Source organism: Bacteroides faecichinchillae JCM 17102, from assembly GCF_000614145.1.
Taxonomy (GTDB): Bacteria; Bacteroidota; Bacteroidia; order Bacteroidales; family Bacteroidaceae; genus Bacteroides; species Bacteroides faecichinchillae.
The window spans coordinates 22,345-41,428 of sequence record NZ_BAKK01000005.1 but is presented as its reverse complement, the minus strand read 5'-3'; the positions used below and the strand labels follow the sequence as shown (position 1 = coordinate 41,428).

Annotated in this window: 12 protein-coding genes and 2 pseudogenes; 10 read left to right on the top strand and 4 right to left on the bottom strand. The window is 40.4% G+C overall.

Going from position 1 to position 19,084, the window contains the following annotated elements:
• The first annotated feature begins 194 nt into the window (after positions 1 to 194).
• The 10 genes and pseudogenes from JCM17102_RS03820 to JCM17102_RS03785 all read left to right on the top strand — a co-directional run bounded on the left by JCM17102_RS03820 (position 195) and on the right by JCM17102_RS03785 (position 15,224).
• On the top strand, positions 195 to 3,380 hold the full coding sequence (locus JCM17102_RS03820; RefSeq protein WP_033886522.1) for a SusC/RagA family TonB-linked outer membrane protein: 3,186 nt from the start codon (positions 195 to 197) through the stop codon (positions 3,378 to 3,380).
• Positions 3,381 to 3,406: 26 nt separating this feature from the next.
• Positions 3,407 to 3,814: a hypothetical protein gene (locus JCM17102_RS31245; protein WP_051572746.1), complete on the top strand. Its 408-nt coding sequence runs from the start codon at positions 3,407 to 3,409 to the stop codon at positions 3,812 to 3,814.
• The gene (locus JCM17102_RS31240; protein WP_275564319.1) at positions 3,736 to 4,290 is read left to right on the top strand and encodes a RagB/SusD family nutrient uptake outer membrane protein; all 555 of its coding nucleotides are present in this window, start codon (positions 3,736 to 3,738) and stop codon (positions 4,288 to 4,290) included. The genes JCM17102_RS31245 and JCM17102_RS31240 overlap by 79 nt, the downstream gene beginning before the upstream one ends.
• On the top strand, positions 4,287 to 5,246 hold the full coding sequence (locus JCM17102_RS31235; RefSeq protein ID WP_051572742.1) for a RagB/SusD family nutrient uptake outer membrane protein: 960 nt from the start codon (positions 4,287 to 4,289) through the stop codon (positions 5,244 to 5,246). Before JCM17102_RS31240 ends, JCM17102_RS31235 begins: the two co-directional genes overlap by 4 nt.
• 65 nt (positions 5,247 to 5,311) lie before the next feature.
• The gene (locus tag JCM17102_RS03810) at positions 5,312 to 6,541 is read left to right on the top strand and encodes a DUF5000 domain-containing lipoprotein (protein WP_025074055.1); all 1,230 of its coding nucleotides are present in this window, start codon (positions 5,312 to 5,314) and stop codon (positions 6,539 to 6,541) included.
• Positions 6,542 to 6,553: 12 nt separating this feature from the next.
• A complete protein-coding gene (locus tag JCM17102_RS03805) occupies positions 6,554 to 7,660 on the top strand; it encodes a DUF4998 domain-containing protein (RefSeq protein ID WP_025074054.1) in 1,107 nt (368 codons plus the stop codon).
• A 127-nt stretch (positions 7,661 to 7,787) separates the two neighbouring features.
• Positions 7,788 to 9,239 (top strand): alpha-L-fucosidase, encoded by a 1,452-nt coding sequence (locus tag JCM17102_RS03800; RefSeq protein ID WP_025074053.1) that lies wholly within the window; start codon positions 7,788 to 7,790, stop codon positions 9,237 to 9,239.
• A 24-nt stretch (positions 9,240 to 9,263) separates the two neighbouring features.
• A pseudogene (locus JCM17102_RS26065) lies at positions 9,264 to 12,850 on the top strand (glycoside hydrolase family 2 TIM barrel-domain containing protein).
• A 244-nt stretch (positions 12,851 to 13,094) separates the two neighbouring features.
• Positions 13,095 to 14,198, top strand: a complete 1,104-nt coding sequence (locus JCM17102_RS30215; RefSeq protein ID WP_025074052.1) for a leucine-rich repeat domain-containing protein — start codon at positions 13,095 to 13,097, stop codon at positions 14,196 to 14,198.
• A gap of 27 nt (positions 14,199 to 14,225) precedes the next feature.
• Complete coding sequence (locus JCM17102_RS03785; RefSeq protein ID WP_025074051.1) at positions 14,226 to 15,224, top strand: M28 family metallopeptidase; 999 nt, start codon at positions 14,226 to 14,228, stop codon at positions 15,222 to 15,224.
• A gap of 25 nt (positions 15,225 to 15,249) precedes the next feature.
• Here JCM17102_RS03785 and JCM17102_RS26060 read toward each other — a convergent pair.
• From JCM17102_RS26060 to JCM17102_RS03760, 4 genes and pseudogenes are all read right to left on the bottom strand, one after another.
• A pseudogene (locus JCM17102_RS26060) lies at positions 15,250 to 15,965 on the bottom strand (SDR family NAD(P)-dependent oxidoreductase).
• A gap of 152 nt (positions 15,966 to 16,117) precedes the next feature.
• Entirely contained in the window at positions 16,118 to 16,690 is a 573-nt protein-coding gene (locus tag JCM17102_RS03775; RefSeq protein WP_025074050.1) for a Crp/Fnr family transcriptional regulator, read from the bottom strand.
• 10 nt (positions 16,691 to 16,700) lie between these two features.
• On the bottom strand, positions 16,701 to 17,933 hold the full coding sequence (locus tag JCM17102_RS03770) for a 3-phosphoshikimate 1-carboxyvinyltransferase (RefSeq protein ID WP_025074049.1): 1,233 nt from the start codon (positions 17,931 to 17,933) through the stop codon (positions 16,701 to 16,703).
• Between the two features lie 617 nt (positions 17,934 to 18,550).
• Positions 18,551 to 19,045: an RNA polymerase sigma factor gene (locus tag JCM17102_RS03760; RefSeq protein ID WP_025074048.1), complete on the bottom strand. Its 495-nt coding sequence runs from the start codon at positions 19,043 to 19,045 to the stop codon at positions 18,551 to 18,553.
• Between the last annotated feature and the right edge of the window lie 39 nt (positions 19,046 to 19,084).

Here is a 19,084-nt window from a genome sequence, read left to right as displayed (position 1 = left end):
ATTCCTGATTTATGTATAGTTAAAATGCAGTATTATAAAGTGTTACGGTTGGGTTAATAAGAAAAAACAGGGTTAATAAATCCGTTAATCCATTATTAGCCTATCTATTAATACCTCTGATATATCTTCGCCGTACCTTTTTCGAGAAAGAGGACTTGATAATTTTTTTATTGTTAATTTTAAATATAGTATTTATGAGGAAGCGAAAAGTTTTGGTGAAAATCCTCCAGATTTCCGGACTAATCTTTTGTCTCTTGTCGGGTGTTGCACAGTCTTCAATGGCAACACAAAGTCAGAGTCATAAAGCGGCAGACGGATTCAACCAGGTAGAACAGGAGAAATTTAAAATTTCGGGTAAAGTATTAGATGTGCATGGTGAGCCTTTACCAGGTGCCTCTATTCAGGTTGTAGGAAGTACTCGTGGAGTAACCACTGATATGGATGGTAGTTTCTCTATAGAAGCGGATAAAGGAGAAAAGTTGGAGGTATCTTTTCTAGGTATGCAACCAAAGACGATTCTGGTTTCTGCTACTCAAAATCTGACAATAACGTTGGAAGAGAAGTTGGATGAATTGGACGAGGTACAAGTGGTGGCTTTTGCCAAACAAAAGAAATCGAGCGTGGTAAGTGCGATTACTACTATCAATCCGGCGGAACTGAAAGTTCCTTCGAGTAATCTGACAACTTCTCTGGCAGGACGTCTGACAGGAGTCATTGCCTACCAGACCAGTGGTGAGCCGGGAAAGGATAATGCGCAATTTTTTATTCGTGGTATAACTTCTTTTGGGGCTAGTTCAAAAAAAGATCCTTTGATTTTGATTGATAATGTTGAAATGAATTCGACTGACTTGGCTCGTTTGCAGCCGGATGATATTGCCAGCTTTTCTATCATGAAGGATGCAACGGCGGCTGCATTGTATGGTTCCAGAGGAGCGAACGGTGTGATTCTGGTAACGACTAAAGAAGGTAAGGAAGGTAAAGTGAATATTTCAGTACGTTTTGAAGCTTCTACCTCGGCGCCTACGAAGGATATTGATTTGGCAGATCCTATTACGTACATGCGACTACATAATGAAGCGGTAAAAACACGAAATCCATTGGGATTGTTGCCTTACAGTGAATCTAAAATTGCCAATACGATTGCCGGTGCCAATCCGATGGTATATCCTGCGGTTGATTGGAAGCAGATGCTATTCAAGGACTTCACGCTGAATGAGCGTTTGAATTTTAGTGTGAGTGGTGGCGGTAAATTAGCTCGCTATTATATATCCGGAACGATCAATCAGGACAACGGTATCCTGAAAGTGAACGGAAAGAATAATTTCAATACAAATATTGATTTGAAAAACTATAATTTACGTTCCAATATCAATATTGACCTTACGAAAACTACCGAAGTTGCTTTGCGCTTTCATGGCAATTTTGATGATTACACCGGTCCGATAGAAGGTGGAAAGGAACTGTACGAGAAAACCTTGTGGGCCAATCCTGTTATGTTTCCGGCCGTTTATGAACCTGATGAGAAGAATCTGAAAACAAAGAATATTCTCTTTGGTAATGCCGGAAATGGAGAATACATGAACCCGTATGCCGATATGATGAGAGGGTATAAGAACTATTCTTCGTCTACTATTATGGCACAAGTGGAATTGAAACAGAAATTGGACTTCCTGCTGAAGGGCTTGAATGCACGTTTGATGTTTAACACAAACCGATATACATATTTCGATATATCACGCAGTTATAGTCCCTATTACTATAAAGTCTCTTTGTATGATAAATATACTGATAAATACACACTGAAATCATTGAATGAAGGATCGGAGGCATTAAGTTATGACGAAGGGACGAAAACTGTGAACTCGTCTATGTATATGGAAGCGGCGGTGGATTACGGTTATACGTTTGACGAGAAACATAACGTGACGGGTATGTTAGTATATACGATGCGCGATTATCTCAGCGGCAATGCCGGTAGCTTGCAGGCTTCATTGCCCAGCCGTAATATAGGGTTGGCAGGTCGTGTGATGTATGGATTCGACAATCGATATTTATTTGAAGCAAACTTTGGGTATAACGGCTCCGAGCGTTTCTCCGAAAAGAAACGTTGGGGATTCTTTCCATCTGTAGGGCTAGGCTATATTCTGTCTAACGAACATTTTTATCAGGAAAGTAATATAAGCCGGTTGATTCAGAAGATTAAATTCAAAGGTACGTACGGTTTGGTTGGTAATGATCAGATTGGTGATGTAAACGATCGCTTCTTCTATTTGTCGAATGTCAATATATCAGATGACGGAAAAGGAATGAGCTTTGGCTCTGAAGGCGGCTATCACCGTCCGGGTGTTTCTGTCAGCCGCTATGAAAATGAGAATATCGGTTGGGAGACAGCCTATAAAACGGATATAGGTTTGGAATTGAATTTCTTGGGTAGCATTGATTTTCAGTTTGATTATTTTGCCGAACATCGAACAAATATACTGATGGATAGAGCATTGGTCCCTTCGAGCATGGGGTTACAGTCTAATCCGAAAGCAAATGTAGGCGAAGGAAAAAGTAGTGGATTTGAATTCTCCATCGATTATAATAAATATTTCTCCAATGATATGTGGGGCACAGGGCGTGGTAATTTTACTTATGCCACAAGCAAATATAAAGTATATGAAGAACCAGACTATTCTGATATGCCATGGCGTTCGCATGTAGGGCTTTCTTCGCAGCAGGAATGGGGATATATTGCCGAGCGTCTTTTTGTTGATGAATATGATGTTGCAAACTCTCCCAAGCAGAATTTCGGAGGTAATATACCTACTATGGGCGGTGATATTAAATATAAAGATATTAATAATGACGGTAAGATTACCGAGCTTGACAAAGTGCCTATCGGATATCCGAAGGTTCCTGAAATAATTTATGGTTTCGGTTTGTCGTGGGGATGGAAAGGCATTGATGCTTCTGTATTCTTTCAGGGATCGGCCCGTTCTTCCTTCTGGATTAATCCGAATACCACCGCTCCGTTCGTTTACAAACAGCGCGCCTTATTGCAGGCTTATGCTGATAATCATTGGTCGGAAGATAATCGGGATATCTATGCTTTGTGGCCTCGTTTGTCTGAAGACTATGTGGTTAATAATGAACAGACGAGTACCTGGTTTATGAGAAATGGTGCGTTTTTGCGTTTAAAGAATGCGGAGATTGGTTACACAGTGCCCGAGAAACTGGTAAAGAAAGCTCGAATAAGTATGCTGCGTGTTTACTGTAGCGGGACGAATTTGCTAACATTCAGTAAGTTCAAAATATGGGATCCGGAAATGGGCGGTAATGGTTTAGGATATCCGGTACAGCGTGTGTTTAATGCCGGTATTCAAGTTAATTTCTAATTGGTAACATAGAAAAAATGAATAAGATGAGAAAACAATTGCAATTTAATCTATATAGGTGGATGCTGATAATCGCTTTGGCTACCGGTATTACCTCCTGTAGTTATCTGGATATTATCCCCGATAATATTCCAACCATTGATATGGCTTTTGCCGACAGGGCATCTGCAGAGAAATATTTGTTTACTTGCTATAGTTATATTCCGGCGTTTTATCATCCGGATAGTGATCCTGCGATGCTGGGTAGTGGCGAAATTCATATATTTGACGGAGGAAGGAATAGTCGTGCCAATCTGGGGCTGATTACGGGTGAGCAAAATGTAAATGAACCTGTTGCCAATTACTGGGATGGTATATGTTTAATGCCATTCGCGACTGTAATATTTTTCTGGAGAAAGTGGATGGTGTGCATGACCTGTCACAAGATGAATTGAAGCGTTGGAAAGGTGAAGTTATCTTCTTAAAGGCTTATTACCACTATTTGTTGCTGCGTGCTTATGGACCGATTCCATTGATGGACGAAAACATTGAGGTGTCGGCACCTGCTGAAGCCATGGCAGTTGGCCGTATTCCGTTTGACTCCTGTGTGAATTATGTGAATAATCTATTGGAGGAATCCGCCGGGATGTTACCTCTTAAAGTGGACAAAGAAACAACAGAAGCCGGACGTGTTACAAAATCGGTGGCACTAACTATCAGAGCACAGCTATTGACGATGGCTGCCAGTCCTCTGTTTAATGGAAATATTGACTATACAAATGTGATCGATAGAAATGGGGTGAGCTTGTTTAATGTGGTTGCAGATCCGAAAAAATGGGAAAGAGCAGCGAAGGCATGCCAAGACGCCATCGAGGAAACTCAATTGGCTAAACGTAAGCTTTACGAAGATCGAAGATCAATTATTATGTGAATGATGTTTTGAAGTTGCAATGCAATCTGAAGTCTATATTGTTTGATCGTTGGAATGAAGAAGTAATTTGGGGATCTACTCGCACTGACGTGCGATGGATACAGACGCAAGTAATGCCCCGTCTGGAAGCTGAATGGACATTAAGCAGTGATCTGAATGGAGAGGTTTGTCCAACTTTGGAACTGGCAGAGACTTTTTACTCCGAGAATGGAGTTCCTATCGAAGAAGATGTCACTTTTGAATATTCGAACAGGTATAAGACCCGGCAAGCCAGGGAAGAGGAAAAATGGTATGTGAAAAAGGGAGAAGAAACGGCCATTCTGCACTTCAATCGTGAACCTCGTTTTTATGCTGCAATAGGATTCGACCGCGGTATATGGTGGGGAAACGGACGATTTGACTTGGAGGAGGAACTTTATTACCTTCAGATTAGAGCCGGAGAAGCAGCAGGTTTACGCGCTTGGGAGCGTTTGTCGCAAACGGGGTATTTCTGTAAAAAGTTAGTAGATCCGGAAACGATTATAGACAAAGATAATTTTACGTCTAAAACGAATTACTTCCCTCTTATCCGGTTGGCCGATTTGTATCTGATGTATTCGGAAGTATTGAATGAAACAAAAGCGGCTCCGGATGCGGAAGTATACTATTACATTGATGAAGTCAGGAGAAGGGCCGGGTTGAAAGGTGTTGTGGAATCGTGGAAAAACTACTCTAACAATCCTAACAAACCTCTGACCCAAAAAGGAATGCGCGAGATTATTCATCGCGAACGACAAATAGAACTGGCATTGGAGGGAAAATCATTCTGGGATCTTCGCCGTTGGAAAGAGGGATTGCTGAAATGGAATAAGCCATTAAGGGTTGGAATATACATGGAGATACTGCTGAGGATTTCTATAATCCGATTGTCATTCAAAGATGTAGTTTTTCTACTCGTGATTATTTGTGGCCTTTAAAAGAATATGATTTGATTGTGAATAAGAATTTGTGCCAGAATTATGGTTGGTAAAAAATGAAAGGTATGAAGAAATATATATATTTATTGCTAAGTGCCGTAGCATTGATCATGACGGCATGTGGAGAGGAAACGATCGGGCAGACTCCTTTGGAGAATATAGCTCCCGGACAGGTGTATGATGTAAATGTTGAAAATGTACCGGGAGGGGCGAACATTACTTACAAACTGCCCAAGGATGCGGATTTGCTTTATGTAAAAGCTGAGTATCAGTTGAAAGATGGAGGAGAATGGTTGAATACTCGTGCTTCTTTGTATACAGATACGCTTAAGTTGGAGGGATTTGGTGATACGGAAGAACATCGTGTCCGGCTTATTTCGGTAGATAGAAGCCAGAATGAATCGGAACCGGTGTTGGTGACCATCAACCCCAAGACTCCGCCTGTTTTCGCTATCTTCGAAACGTTGGAGTTAAAAGAAGATTTTGGAGGTATCAGATATACGTGGGAAAACGAAACAATGGCCAATATATGTTTGCATATATTGAAGAAGAATAAAGCCGGCGAATATACGGCTATGGATGATTTGTATACGAAGCGCAAACAAGGGGAGGGACAATATCTGGGACTTCCTGCTTTGGAAAGTGATTTTGCCGTTTACATTACCGACCGCTGGGATAATGCTTCGGACACGCTGAAAGCTACATTGACTCCCATCTTTGAGATGCAAATTCCCTATAGCGATATTAAACCTTACAACATGTTAGGAGATACTCCCAGTGAATATTCATGGTTGGTCGATTATTTATTTGACGATAAATATGCTCCGGGGTCCGGAGCCGGTTATCATACGGAGACATTCAGCGGACCTTGGCCTCACCGGATTACCTTTAAAGTGATGACAGGGAAAGTGAAATGTAGCCGTATAAAGATATGGCATCGCGATCAATATTATTATCGTCATGGTAATGTGAAAAAATTTGAGCTTCTGGGGGCGAATGATCCCGATCCGAATGGGGGAGAAGAAGGGTGGACCAGCATTGGCATTTTTGATTCTTATAAGCCGTCAGGATTACCGGGTACGTCTACTACCAATGAAGATATGGAATATATTGAGCAGGGGGAGAACTTCAGCATTCCGGCGGATGTTGAGTCCTATCAATACTACAGAATGAAGTTTCTGGAATCGTGGAGTGGTTCTAAATTTGTGCATCTTATGGAAATTCAACTGTTTGGATGTCCGGAAAACTATGTGCCGGAATATCCGGATGAAGAGGAAGAAGAGTTCAAACCTTAAAAAGAAAAAGAAATGAAGAAAATAATCTATATAGGAATGCTTATGCTGGCTGTAATGTTTACAGCTTGTAGCGAGATGAATGATTTACATCAGCATTATTTGGATGAAGGAGAGAGAGTATATGCGGCAAAGGTAGATTCTGTTTTGACCAAACCCGGGAAGTTGCGTTTGGCATTGGATATATTCCTTCCTTCTCAGCGAGCGGAAAAGGGGATGATCTATTGGAACAACAATCAGGATTCACTTGAGTTCGAGGTAGAACGCACCCAAGATGAGTTTCAGCGAATAATCATTGCGGATTTGCAAGAAGGAAGTCATATTTTCACCTTTATGATGTATGACTCTTTTGGAAATTCTTCGTTGCCTTATGAAGCTGTGGGAACTGTATATGGGGAGGATTATGCGAACTCTTTGTTGAACAGGGGGATAGAGGAAGTTGTAAAGTCGGGCAATGATATGCTCATCCGCTGGAAAGAGAGTGGCGAAAGTGCCGGGGTATTGCTGACTTATACCAATAAGTCTGGCGAAACGATGAATGTCGAGATACCTTCCTACGAGACTGAAACAGTGGTCTCTGATGTAAATTCGGGAGATGAGTTCTCGTATATAACTTACTATTTGCCTGTAGACGAAGCTATTGATGTGTTTCCTACAGTTCCTAAAAGCGGTCGTTTCCCGTATGAAAAGTGGGAGGATCGTTCCGGTTGGGAGGTAATAGCCTGTTCGGACGAACGTGAAGATGACGGTGGAGGAAAGAGTGCAGTGCTGGATGGTAATATGGACACTTATTGGCATTCTCAGTGGGGACCTGATATGCCATTGCCTCATTGGGTACTGATTGATATGAAAAAGAGTTATGAAGTAGGTGGAATAGAAATAGCCCGCAGACTAAATAATACGGATACAAAAGCTTTGAAGTTTGAAATCAGTGAGGATGGAACCAACTTTGTAGAGATGGGGACTATGGATTTCGGTGGTACTTCTAATACAGAGAATTCGAAAACGGTGACTTTTTCCGTTGTTCAAGGCAGATATTTGAAGTGTTGGGTGACCGAATCTAACTCGGAACCGCATTCCAGCATCGCTGAGATTTATATATTAGGCAGGGAAGCCCGATAAACTGAATTTAATTGATTATAATTGCAAATAATTCTACTTTTTCAAGTCGTCTTTTTAGCTATAGATAAGAGCCTCACAAGTCTGGACGACTTGAGGAAAGTAGAATAAGAATCAACATGAAAAACAGATGAGTAAAAGACAGAATTTATTGATTGCCGGTTTAACGGCATTATCTTTGCAGATTTCTGCACAGAAAGCACCGGAACCTTGTGGCCTGACCCCAAGTGAACGTCAGGTGGAATGGTATCATCGTGAAATGATTGCATTTTTTCATTTTGGTATCAATACTTTTGAAGAGTACGTAAACGAAGGGGATGGGAGAGCACCGGCTGCGATATTTAATCCGACAGCACTGGATTGTGGACAATGGATGGAAACGCTAAAAGCCGCCGGTATTCCCAGTGCTATCCTGACTGCCAAACATGCTGACGGTTTTTGCCTATGGCCTAGCCAATACACTGACTATTGTGTGAAGAATGCTACCTGGAAAGGAGGGAAAGGAGATGTGGTTCGTGAGTTTGTAGATGCTTGCGAAGAGCATGGCATTAAAGCTGGTATTTATCTTGGTCCGCATGACCGACACGAACATCTTTCACCACTGTATACTACACAACGCTATAAAGAATATTATGCTCATCAGCTGGAAGAGCTAATGGGAGGATACGGGAAAATATGGGAAACCTGGTGGGATGGTGCAGGAGCCGACGAACTGACGACTCCGATCTATCGCTATTGGTATAAGATTGTGCGTGAGAAACAGCCCGATTGCGTCATTTTCGGAACTAAAAATTCGTACCCTTTTGCCGATGTGCGTTGGATGGGGAATGAAGCAGGAGAAGCGGGTGACCCTTGCTGGGCAACAACTGATTCCATTGCTATTCGTGATGAGGCGCAAAATTATAAGGGGCTGAATGAGGGTGTTTTGGGAGGCGATGCCTATGTGCCTGCGGAAACGGATGTTTCTATCCGCCCAAGTTGGTTTTATCACGTAGAGGAAGACGGAAGGGTGAAGAGCGTGAAAGAACTTTGGGAAATCTACTGCAACTCTGTGGGGCACAATAGTGTATTATTGCTTAACTTCCCTCCCGACCGGCGAGGACTGATTCATCCAACTGACTCTCTGCATGCAGCTCTTTTAAGAAAAGGAATCGATGAAACGTTTGGTACGAATCTGCTTGCTAAGTCGAAGATAAAAGCAACGAATGTGCGTAGCGCTAAATTCGGAGCGGAGTATATGATCGATGAGAATAAAGAAACGTATTATGCAGGAAAAGATGGAAAGGTAGACGCAGAGGTGGTATTCATGCTTGCAAAACCGATTGAATTTGATTGTTTGATGCTACAGGAGGTTATCGAACTGGGACATCGTACGACGCAATGGAGTGTGGAACATTCTAATGATGGCAAGCAGTGGACCTCTATTCCGGAAGCAACAAATAAACAAACCATTGGTCATAAGTGGATCGTATGCTTTGAGCCAGTAAAAGCGAAATATGTGCGTTTACGTATTCAAGACGGTAAGGCTTGTCCTGCTATCCATACGTTTGGAGTTTATAAGCAATCTGCAATTTTACAATAGAAAATTTAATAGGTATTATTATATATGCAACATTTTAAAGCGATTACAGGAGCTATCGTTTTGTTATTGTCTGTTTTCACTGTTACGGCACAGAATTTCGACCCTAAGCAAGGGTACGAAATTCGTACCGTCGGTGGACTGGCACTAGATAATCAGGAGAGCCTGGACACGAACTCCAGTGTATTTATATCAAAGCAAGAGGAAAATAAGGAATCACAGGTTTGGAATCTTATACCTGCCGGACGAGATGGTTACTATTGCATCGTCAGTCCGCTGACAGAACTTGGTATAGATAATGCCGGGGAAAGAGAGAAGGAGCGTGCAGTTATCCAATGGAATATGGATACGCAGAATTCCAACCAACAATGGAAAATAACTTTATTGCCTAATGGTAATTACACATTTACCTGTGCTACGAGCGGATATAATTTGGGATTTCCAGGGGCAGGGTTGATTGGTGAACCTGTATTTCAGGTAATGGCAGATGCTTCGAAAGATAATCAGCAGTGGAAAATAGTAAAATCTAAATTGAAAGTCATTCCGGAAGCACTGAAAACGACGAGTATTAATGATTGGGAGAATGAACGTGTTTTTGCTATTCATAAGGAGGAGGGGAGGGCTACTTTTATCCCTTTTGCCAATAGTGAAGAAATGAAAGCCGATCCGACTTACACTCGTCTGTGGGAACGGACACGTTCTTCCCGTTATTTGCTGCTGAACGGAAACTGGAAATTTAATTGGGTGAAACAGCCTTCGGAACGTCCTGTTGATTTTTATAAGACGGGTTATGACGTATCGGGATGGAAGGAAATCGTTGTACCGTCCAATTGGGAAATGCTGGGTTATGGTACGCCTATTTATACGAATATTACCTATCCGATTCGTAATAATCCTCCTTTTATTCAGTCGCAGAAAGGATATACTGTAGAGAAAGAGCCCAATGCTGTGGGGTCATATCGCAGAGATTTTATGCTTCCGGATCATTGGAAAGATAAGGAAGTCTTTGTCCATTTCGACGGAATCTATAGTGCTGCTTATGTCTGGATTAACGGGAAGAAGGTAGGATATACGCAAGGAGCAAACAATGATGCGGAATTCAACATAACGAACTATGTAAAGCCGGGTAAGAATACGGTAGCAGTAGAGGTTTATCGGTGGAGTGACGGTAGTTATCTGGAAGATCAGGATATGTTCCGTTTAAGTGGTATTCATCGGGATGTTTATCTGATTGCTACTCCGAAGGTACGTTTAAGAGATATTCATTTAACTTCGGCATTGAGCGAAGTTCTGGATAAGGCCGAACTGACAGTGAAAGCAGATATACATAATTATGGTAAGAAAGTAGAAAATGCCGTCTCGCTGCGTATTTCGTTGTTGGACGCAGAAGGAAAATCTGTTCGCCATTTTAATGTTCCTGTGACGGAAGGTATTGCCGGTGGAAAAGAAGTTAGCTGTACGGGTAAAGTAACTTTGCGTGACCCGAAACTTTGGAGTGCTGAGATTCCTTATTTATATACTGTGAATGTGGAGTTACTGGATGGGAAAGGAAATGTACTGGAAGCAACCACACAGCAATATGGTTTTCGCAAGATCGAGATACGGAATAATAAAGTGTATATTAATAATGCTTTAACTTATTTCAAAGGTGCCAACCGTCACGACATACATCCACAGTGGGGTAAAGCGATACCTGTAGAAAGTATGATTGAAGATATCTTGCTTTTTAAACGCTTTAATCTGAATACCATCCGTACCAGTCATTATCCGAATGATCCGAAAATGTATGCCTTGTTTGATTATTATGGACTGTATGTAATGGATGAGGCAGATCTGGAATGTCATGGTAACATGTCTTTGAGCAATCGTGAAAGTTGGGAAGGTGCTTATGTAGACCGGATCGTACGAATGGTGGAACGTGACAAGAATCATCCTTCGGTTATTTTCTGGTCGATGGGAAATGAGTCGGGAGGAGGACGTAACTTTGAGGTATGTTATAAAGCCGCCAAGAGTATTGATGATAGATACATTCATTACGAAGGAATGAATGATATTGCGGATATGGATTCGCGTATGTATCCCTCCATTGAAAGTATGATTGAATCTGATAAGCAACCGCGCAACAAGCCTTTTTTCCTTTGCGAGTATGCTCATGCAATGGGGAATGCGGTTGGAAATTTGGAAGAGTATTGGGATTATATTGAGAATCATTCCAATCGTATGATTGGAGGATGTATCTGGGATTGGGTAGATCAGGGAATCAATATGCCGGGGCAAGCTACGGATCGTTATTATTTCGGCGGAAGCTTTGGCGATCATCCCAATGATAATGATTTCTGTTGTAACGGATTGGTTACTCCCGATCGCCGGATTACTCCCAAGCTGTGGGAAGTAAAGAAAGTCTATCAGTATATAACCATCGAAAAAAATGGTAAGGATAATGTCGGATTTATCAATCATTACTGTTTCCTGAACCTCAGACATTTTAAGTTGCATTATACGCTATTGAAAAATGGAGAGAAAATTGCAGAAGATGAGTTGGATTGCCCGATGGGAAACCGGGTGAGCACAGATCGGTACAGATCCTTTATTCACGCCATCTGACCGATGATGCGGATTATCACCTCAATCTGGAAGTGAAGTTAAAAGAAGATTGCGTTTGGGCGAAGGCTGGTCATGTGGTTGCCACAGAACAGCTTTTGTTGAAGGAAGCTTCCGATAGGGAGACGAAACCGACTTTGGTCGTTCCTGTCGGAAATGGAGATCAAACAATGAAGGTAGTATATGAGCGTGAGGGATTTTTATACCTTCGCAGACCGGATTTGGAAGTTTCTTTTAATACTAAAACCGGAAAGCTGATAAGCTTGAAATATGATGGACAGAATGTGCTTCATCATCGTCAGGGATGGGACTTTAATTGGTTCCGTGCTATCAATAATGATCCCCGTACCTGGCAGCCGACTGAATACAAACTTCAGAATTTCAGTTGGCAGTGGACTGAAGATAAGCAGGCAGTTATTGTAACTTCAACTGTGGAAGCAACGGTTGGTGAGGTAAAGGTGCCTTATGAAGTTGTATATCATATCTATGGTGATGGAAAGATACGGGTGAATGCTTCCTTTCAGACAGGAGTTAATTTTAATCTTCCTCGTTTAGGTTTACAGGCCTTTTTTAATCCTGCTTTGGAACAGGTTGAATGGTATGGACGTGGCCCTATTGAGAATTATCAGGATCGTAAGAATGCTGCGTTTGTGGGACGATATAAAACTACCGTTACGGATATGGCAGAGCATTATTTACGTGCTCAGACGATGGGGGAACGCTGTGATGTCCGCTGGCTGAGTTTGACCGATACTCAGGGAAAGGGACTGAAGATAACCTCGACGGAAACCTTTGACTTCAGTGTGTTGCATTATACGGATAAAGACTTATGGGAGGTGAAATATGGCCATGACTTGAGTGATGTTCATCGTTCGGAAATTGTGTTGAATCTGGATTGTATTCAGCGAGGACTGGGGAATGCCAGTTGCGGACCCGGCCCTCGTCCACAGTATGAAATAAAAAAGGATATGGTTTATAAGTATTCGTTCTGGATGGAACCTGTAAGGCAATAGTTATATATTTTTATGGCATAGGATTCTATAGTTATGTATTAAAAGAACTGTGGAATCCATGCCTGAAATATATTGTTATGATGATTTGTTTTTACTTTTGTTATTTCTCCAATGTGCATCTTTAATAATTAGTAGTGATAGATTATGGGTAGAGTTCCTATTTATTTATAAATTTTCATGGAGTCACATCTATTATGCTATTTCTTTTTTTACTTTTGTGCCATACTCTTTACTCTTATTTGAAATGAGAAAACAAAAGAAACTACTATTCGATCTATTAATGATCTGCCTGTTGCTTAATTTAAGTTCTTGTGCGGAAGACAGGAGTGTGTTTGGTGATGACTTCGGAACCCCGAAGATGACAGACGAGAATACGATTCAATTTACGGTAGAGATAGCCAGTGATTGGAGGCAAATTGATTTGTTTGCCAATGGAGGGAGAATGGTGATCGATTGGGGAGATGGGCGTTTACAAAAGATTGAAGATCCCAGTCAAACGATTATTAGTTATAAATACGGAAATTGCCGGAGTTATCGTATTAAAATCTGGGCAGAAGAATTGGAATATTGCGGAATAGGAACTGAATTATTAAATGTGAGTGACTTGCATTTGGGAATTTTGCCTCGGATGACAAATTTGAATATAAATAGTTTTAAATCTACTACGGAACTGGATTTGAGTACTTCTTGTCCTAATGTGGAAGATCTTAGTATTGGCAATATGCCTGATTTGGAACGGTTGGATATCGTTCGGTGTGATAACTTGAAAACATTACAGATATATTCAAATCCCAACTTGACATCATTGGAAATAGGTAGTAAGTCTTATTTGGAGAAATTATACTGTTCTTATAATAATCTGACTTCTCTTTCTATGAGAGGTCTGCCTCGTTTAAAGGAAGTCGATTGCAGTTATAATCCGAATCTTTCGACATTAAAATTTGATGATGGGATGGCAATAGGTTCCTTGTTTATTAATTATTGCAATTTTGACAGGATTGATTTTCTGGATAAATTGCCGACGATGACCGAGTTTGGTTGTAGTTATAATAAACTAACTGAATTACATATGCCAGGGGCTTTTTCAATTGCTTCTTTACGTTGTGATAATAATCAATTAACACACTTGTCAATTGAGGATACGTGGATATTAACTCAGTTGGATTGTCATTCTAATTGTTTGGGAGCAGATGCTTTAAATGAGCTTTTTGAATCATTGGAACAAGTTCGTCCGTCCGATTATATGCGGTATATACTTTCTATTTACGATAATCCGGGGGAAAAGACTTGCCAGAAAGAGATACCTATACGCAAAGGATGGAAGTTAGAAGATTATCGTTGGAATTAGTTAGTAAATTTAAATCTATATAATACTATGAAGAAACATATTTTGTTGGTGGGATTATTATTTGTTAGCTGGAGTCTTTGTGCTCAGACTTCGTTAGAAAAAGGTTTGAGAAGTATTAATTGTTCTTCTGCAAAGGCGACTATTGTTTTTTTGGCTGCGGATGAGTTGGAAGGGCGTGAGGCAGGATTTCATGGGGCACGTGTATCTTCCGAATACATCGTTTCTTTGTTACAGTGGATAGGAATACAACCTCTGAATGAAAGTTATTTTCAGCCTTTCGAAGCTTACCGTAAAGAACGCCAGAAGCCAGGAAAACTTGAGGTGCATCCTGATTCTATTGCAAAGTTGAAACTTGGAGTGCATCAAAAACTCTCTATGAGAAATGTTCTGGGAATGATTCCCGGTAAAAATGCCAATGAATATGTTATTGTAGGTGCGCACTTTGATCATTTAGGGGTTGATCCGGCTCTCGATGGGGATCAGATATATAACGGTGCGGATGATAATGCTTCCGGCGTATCTGCAGTATTACAGATAGCCCGAGCTTTTGTTATGAGTGGACAGCAACCGGAACGGAACGTCATTTTTGCTTTCTGGGATGGAGAAGAGAAAGGTTTACTTGGTTCTAAATATTTTGTGCAGAATTGCCCTTTTATTTCTCAGATTAAAGGATATTTGAACTTCGATATGATCGGACGTAATAATAAGCCCGAGCAACCTCAACAGGTTGTTTATTTCTATACTGCAGCTCATCCTGTTTTTGGTGATTGGCTGAAAGAGGACATTAAAAAATATGGGTTGAAACTTCAACCTGATTATCGTGCGTGGGATAACCCTGTAGGAGGTAGCGATAACGGTTCTTTTGCTAAAGTCGGCATTCCTATTATTTGGTATCATACAGACGGACATCCTGACTATCACCAACCATCGGACCATGCCGACCGATTGAATTGGGATAAAATTGTAGAAATCACTAAAGCATCTTTCTTGAATATGTGGAAGATGGCGAATGAGAAAAACTATTAATGAAGATATGAGTTTTTATTGTTAATTACATTCTGCAATAAAGAGCCGAAGGTATTAATCTGAACAGCCACGCTACATATTTCCATCTTTTGGAGACGAAAGCTATTTTTTTCTTTTGAGAGATGGCTTTCGTTATTTGTTTTACAGCTTTATCTACCGGAGTGACCCAAAATAGTCCTTCCCCTTTTGCCATAGCTGTGTTTACAAATCCGGGACGAATATCCGTAGTATAAATAGGGTACGGAGATTTGGTCGCTTTTTGTCGAAGTCCTTCCATGTAGTTGATTTGATAGGCTTTGGAAGCATTGTAAGCGGGAGCGATGCCACTTCCTCGAGTACCTCCTACGGAAGAAATGGTGACTAAATGACCGTTCTTTTGGGTTTCGAAATAGCGGAATCCCCAATTGGCTATATGGGTAAATCCGATTACATTGGTTAATAGAGTCGGTTCTTCCAACTGATAAGATAGTTCTGGGTTTAACTCTCCCGTTCCTGCACAGATAATCAGAATATCCATTCCTCCCATTTTCTGTACAAGTGATTCTAATCTAGAGAAGGCGGTTTGGGTGTTGGTAATATCACATACCTGATAAAATACTTGATCTTGATTTTGATTGAAGAGTTCTTTAAGTAAGTTTTCTCTGCGTCCGGTAATGCCGACCAGACAATTTTCTCGCAGATATTGTTCTGCTAATCCGCGACCAATGCCCGAAGTGCACCTATAATCATTATTCTTTTCATAAGTGAATGTTAGTTTGGTTTTGCCTGCAAAAGTAGAGGAGGATAATGAGAATATTCTTGATTTCAATCAAGAATTGAAAGAGATTTGTAGTTTAACTATTTAGACAGGAAATTGATGCTTATAATGATAGTTGTATGGGTGCAAGTGTATGCTATTGTCTGCGAACGACTCTTTTTCGTATTCGGCTAAGTGTTTCGGGACGGATCAGGAGATAGGAAGCAAGTTCTTTTAAAGTGATAAGTTTTAGCAAGCTGGGACAGCGGTTTAAGATTTCCAGGTAACGTTCTTCCGGTGTCAGGCTATACATTGAAATCATTCGGTCATAGACTTCCCATAATAAGGTTTCGGCAATGTGGCGTCCTAAACGTTGATGTTCTACGTTGGCTTCATAAAATTCATTAACTTGTTGGTGAGTGAGTTCATATACAGTACAATCACATAAAGCCTGGATGTCTACGTTTGATCTATCTTGCAGTTGAATGGCCGGATAGTTGCCGACAAAAGACTCTTCGAATGTATAACCTACTATTTTGACTTCTCCCAAGCTGTTGGTGCAACAGTAGCGAAGAGAACCGGAAGTAACAAATCCTATTGTTCTACAGATTTCTCCTTGTCGAACAAAGTATTCTCCTTTTTTATAAGTAACCGGTTTCCCCTGTTTTAATGCAAAGTCTATAATGGGGGCGAAGTTAATATGTGAAGTGTATTTATTGAAGTCTTTCACAGCGTGCAGTTTATTCTTCACATATAACTTGGAATCCTGCTTGCTTCAAATCACTCCAATAATTGGGATATGACTTGGAAACCACTTGCGGTTCTACTATTTGCAGATTGGAATAGTGTATGGCTGCCGGGGCGAATGCCATCGCCATCCGATGGTCTTCATAGGTTTGGATCATTGGCGTTTGTTCCGGCTCGCAACGTTCGCCGTTCCACATCAGTACACTGTCGTTTTCTTCTTCTATGAGGTATCCTAGTTTTTTCAGTTCGTTTCTTAAAGCAGTAATGCGGTCCGTCTCTTTGATTTTTAGACTTTGTAAGCCTGTAAAACGGAAAGGAATATTCAACAAAGCACAGGTTACAACGAATGTTTGTGCCAGGTCTGGAATATCAACAAAGTCTTCGTCCAATCTTTTCGGTGCGTTACCGGTCTTTTTCAGTTTTACACCTTTCGCTGTAAATTCGGTAGTGATTCCCAATCGTGAGAAAACTTCTGCTCCACGACTGTCCCCTTGATAGCTATGGTGAAATAATCCCAATAATTCTATTTCTTCTTTGGAAGATAATGCTGCAATCTGATACCAATAAGAGGCAGCACTCCAATCACTTTCTACAGTAAAAGGAATACTCTCGTATGGTTGTGGTGCAACAGAAATTCTGTTAGGAGCGGTCCATGCAGCTTTTGCTCCAAAATCGTTCATTAATTGTAATGTAAGGTTGATATAAGGGCGTGAGATGATCTCTCCGCTTAAGTGTAATGTTAGTCCGTTTTTGAGTACAGGTCCTATCATTAATAAAGCGGAAATGTATTGGGAGCTTACATTCCCTTTCAACGTGATTTCATTCTTTTTTAGTTCTGTCCCTATAATATGTAATGGAGGAAAACCTTCATTTCCTGCATATTCGATTTCAGCTCCCAGTTCACGAAGGGCATTCACCAATATTTGTATGGGACGTTGCTGCATACGAGCAGTTCCTGTGATAGTACGTTCTCCCGGAGTAACACTTAGATAAGCGGTCAGGAAGCGCATAGCAGTTCCGGCAGCCATGATATCGATCGTTTCCTTACCTTCAGTCAAAGCCTTTATCATAACCTGGGTATCATCACAGTCGGACAGGTTCTCAGGAGAATAAATACCTTTACCCAACGCATTGATGATGAGTGCGCGGTTGCTGATACTTTTGGAGGCTGGCAACTGGATTGTTGCTTTTACCATTGGCGGAGAGGTGAGTTTATAGCGTACCATTCTAAGTATATTCTTTGTTATAGAGGGCAAAAGTAGAGATTTATTCGGAGACTTCCAACTGCTTACGACTCTTATCAAGTGAGTTGAAATAATATTTGTATCGGTGTTTCTGCTGATATCTTATTAGCTAGGGAATAATAAAAAGAAGTCCGACAAAGAGTATTAAAAGGAGTGACATACTTTTTAATTCATCTAAACTGCTAAAATACATGCAGATTAATCTGATGGCCATTCCATAAAAATATATCAGATAGATCATAAAATCAACATTGATCTTCCGTTTTAATTGTCTTTTAAGTATCATATCAGAATCTGTGATTGAATATAAATCGGCTGATTTTGTATATAGTTGATAGTGTCTGATACTCGAAAGTAACAAATATAATAGAAAGGCGCTTGGTATCCATAGGCGAATAGAGAATCTTTCCATAATGATCGTATCTAAAGTACTGGTTGCCACTGAAATTATCAGGAAGATAGTAAATAGACAGATTAGAATTTTCTGACGATGTAATGTGTGAGAAATTACATTGCAGTGTTTTTTGCGTATAATCTCCTTTATATTAACCGGTTTCTCTTCGGTGTTAGTATGTATTTCTTTCCAGAATTCTTTTAAATTATTTTCTTCCATTTTTTATCCGTTTTATGAGTTGCTTCTTGATTCTATTAATTTTCACTCCGACATTGGTTTCGGAAATACCTATTAAGGTTGATATTTCTTTGTATTCGTAGCCTTCAAGATAGAGAATGATAGTTGCTTTTTCTATATTGTCTAATTGATTAATTGCTTGGTATAATTGCTCTTTTCTGTCTGTCATGGAGTTATCTTCCGAATGTATATCATGTATGAGATATTCTCTTGTTGATAGTTCTTTATGAATAGGCCGTATACACTCTTTTCGTACCAGATCGATGTCAGCATTCAAGGCAACCCTATACAGCCAAGTTGAAAAAGCACTTTCTTGTTTGAACATGGGGTATGCTTTCCACAATCGTATTAGTATTTCTTGGAAATAATCTTCTCTGTAAGGATGCTTGTAAAAATAGATATTACAGATTTTTTGCAGTATCCCTTGATAATGGTTTATCTGTTCGATGAATTCTTCTTCCACTTCTTTTATTTTTTTACTTATTATGGAAAGTTAGTCGTA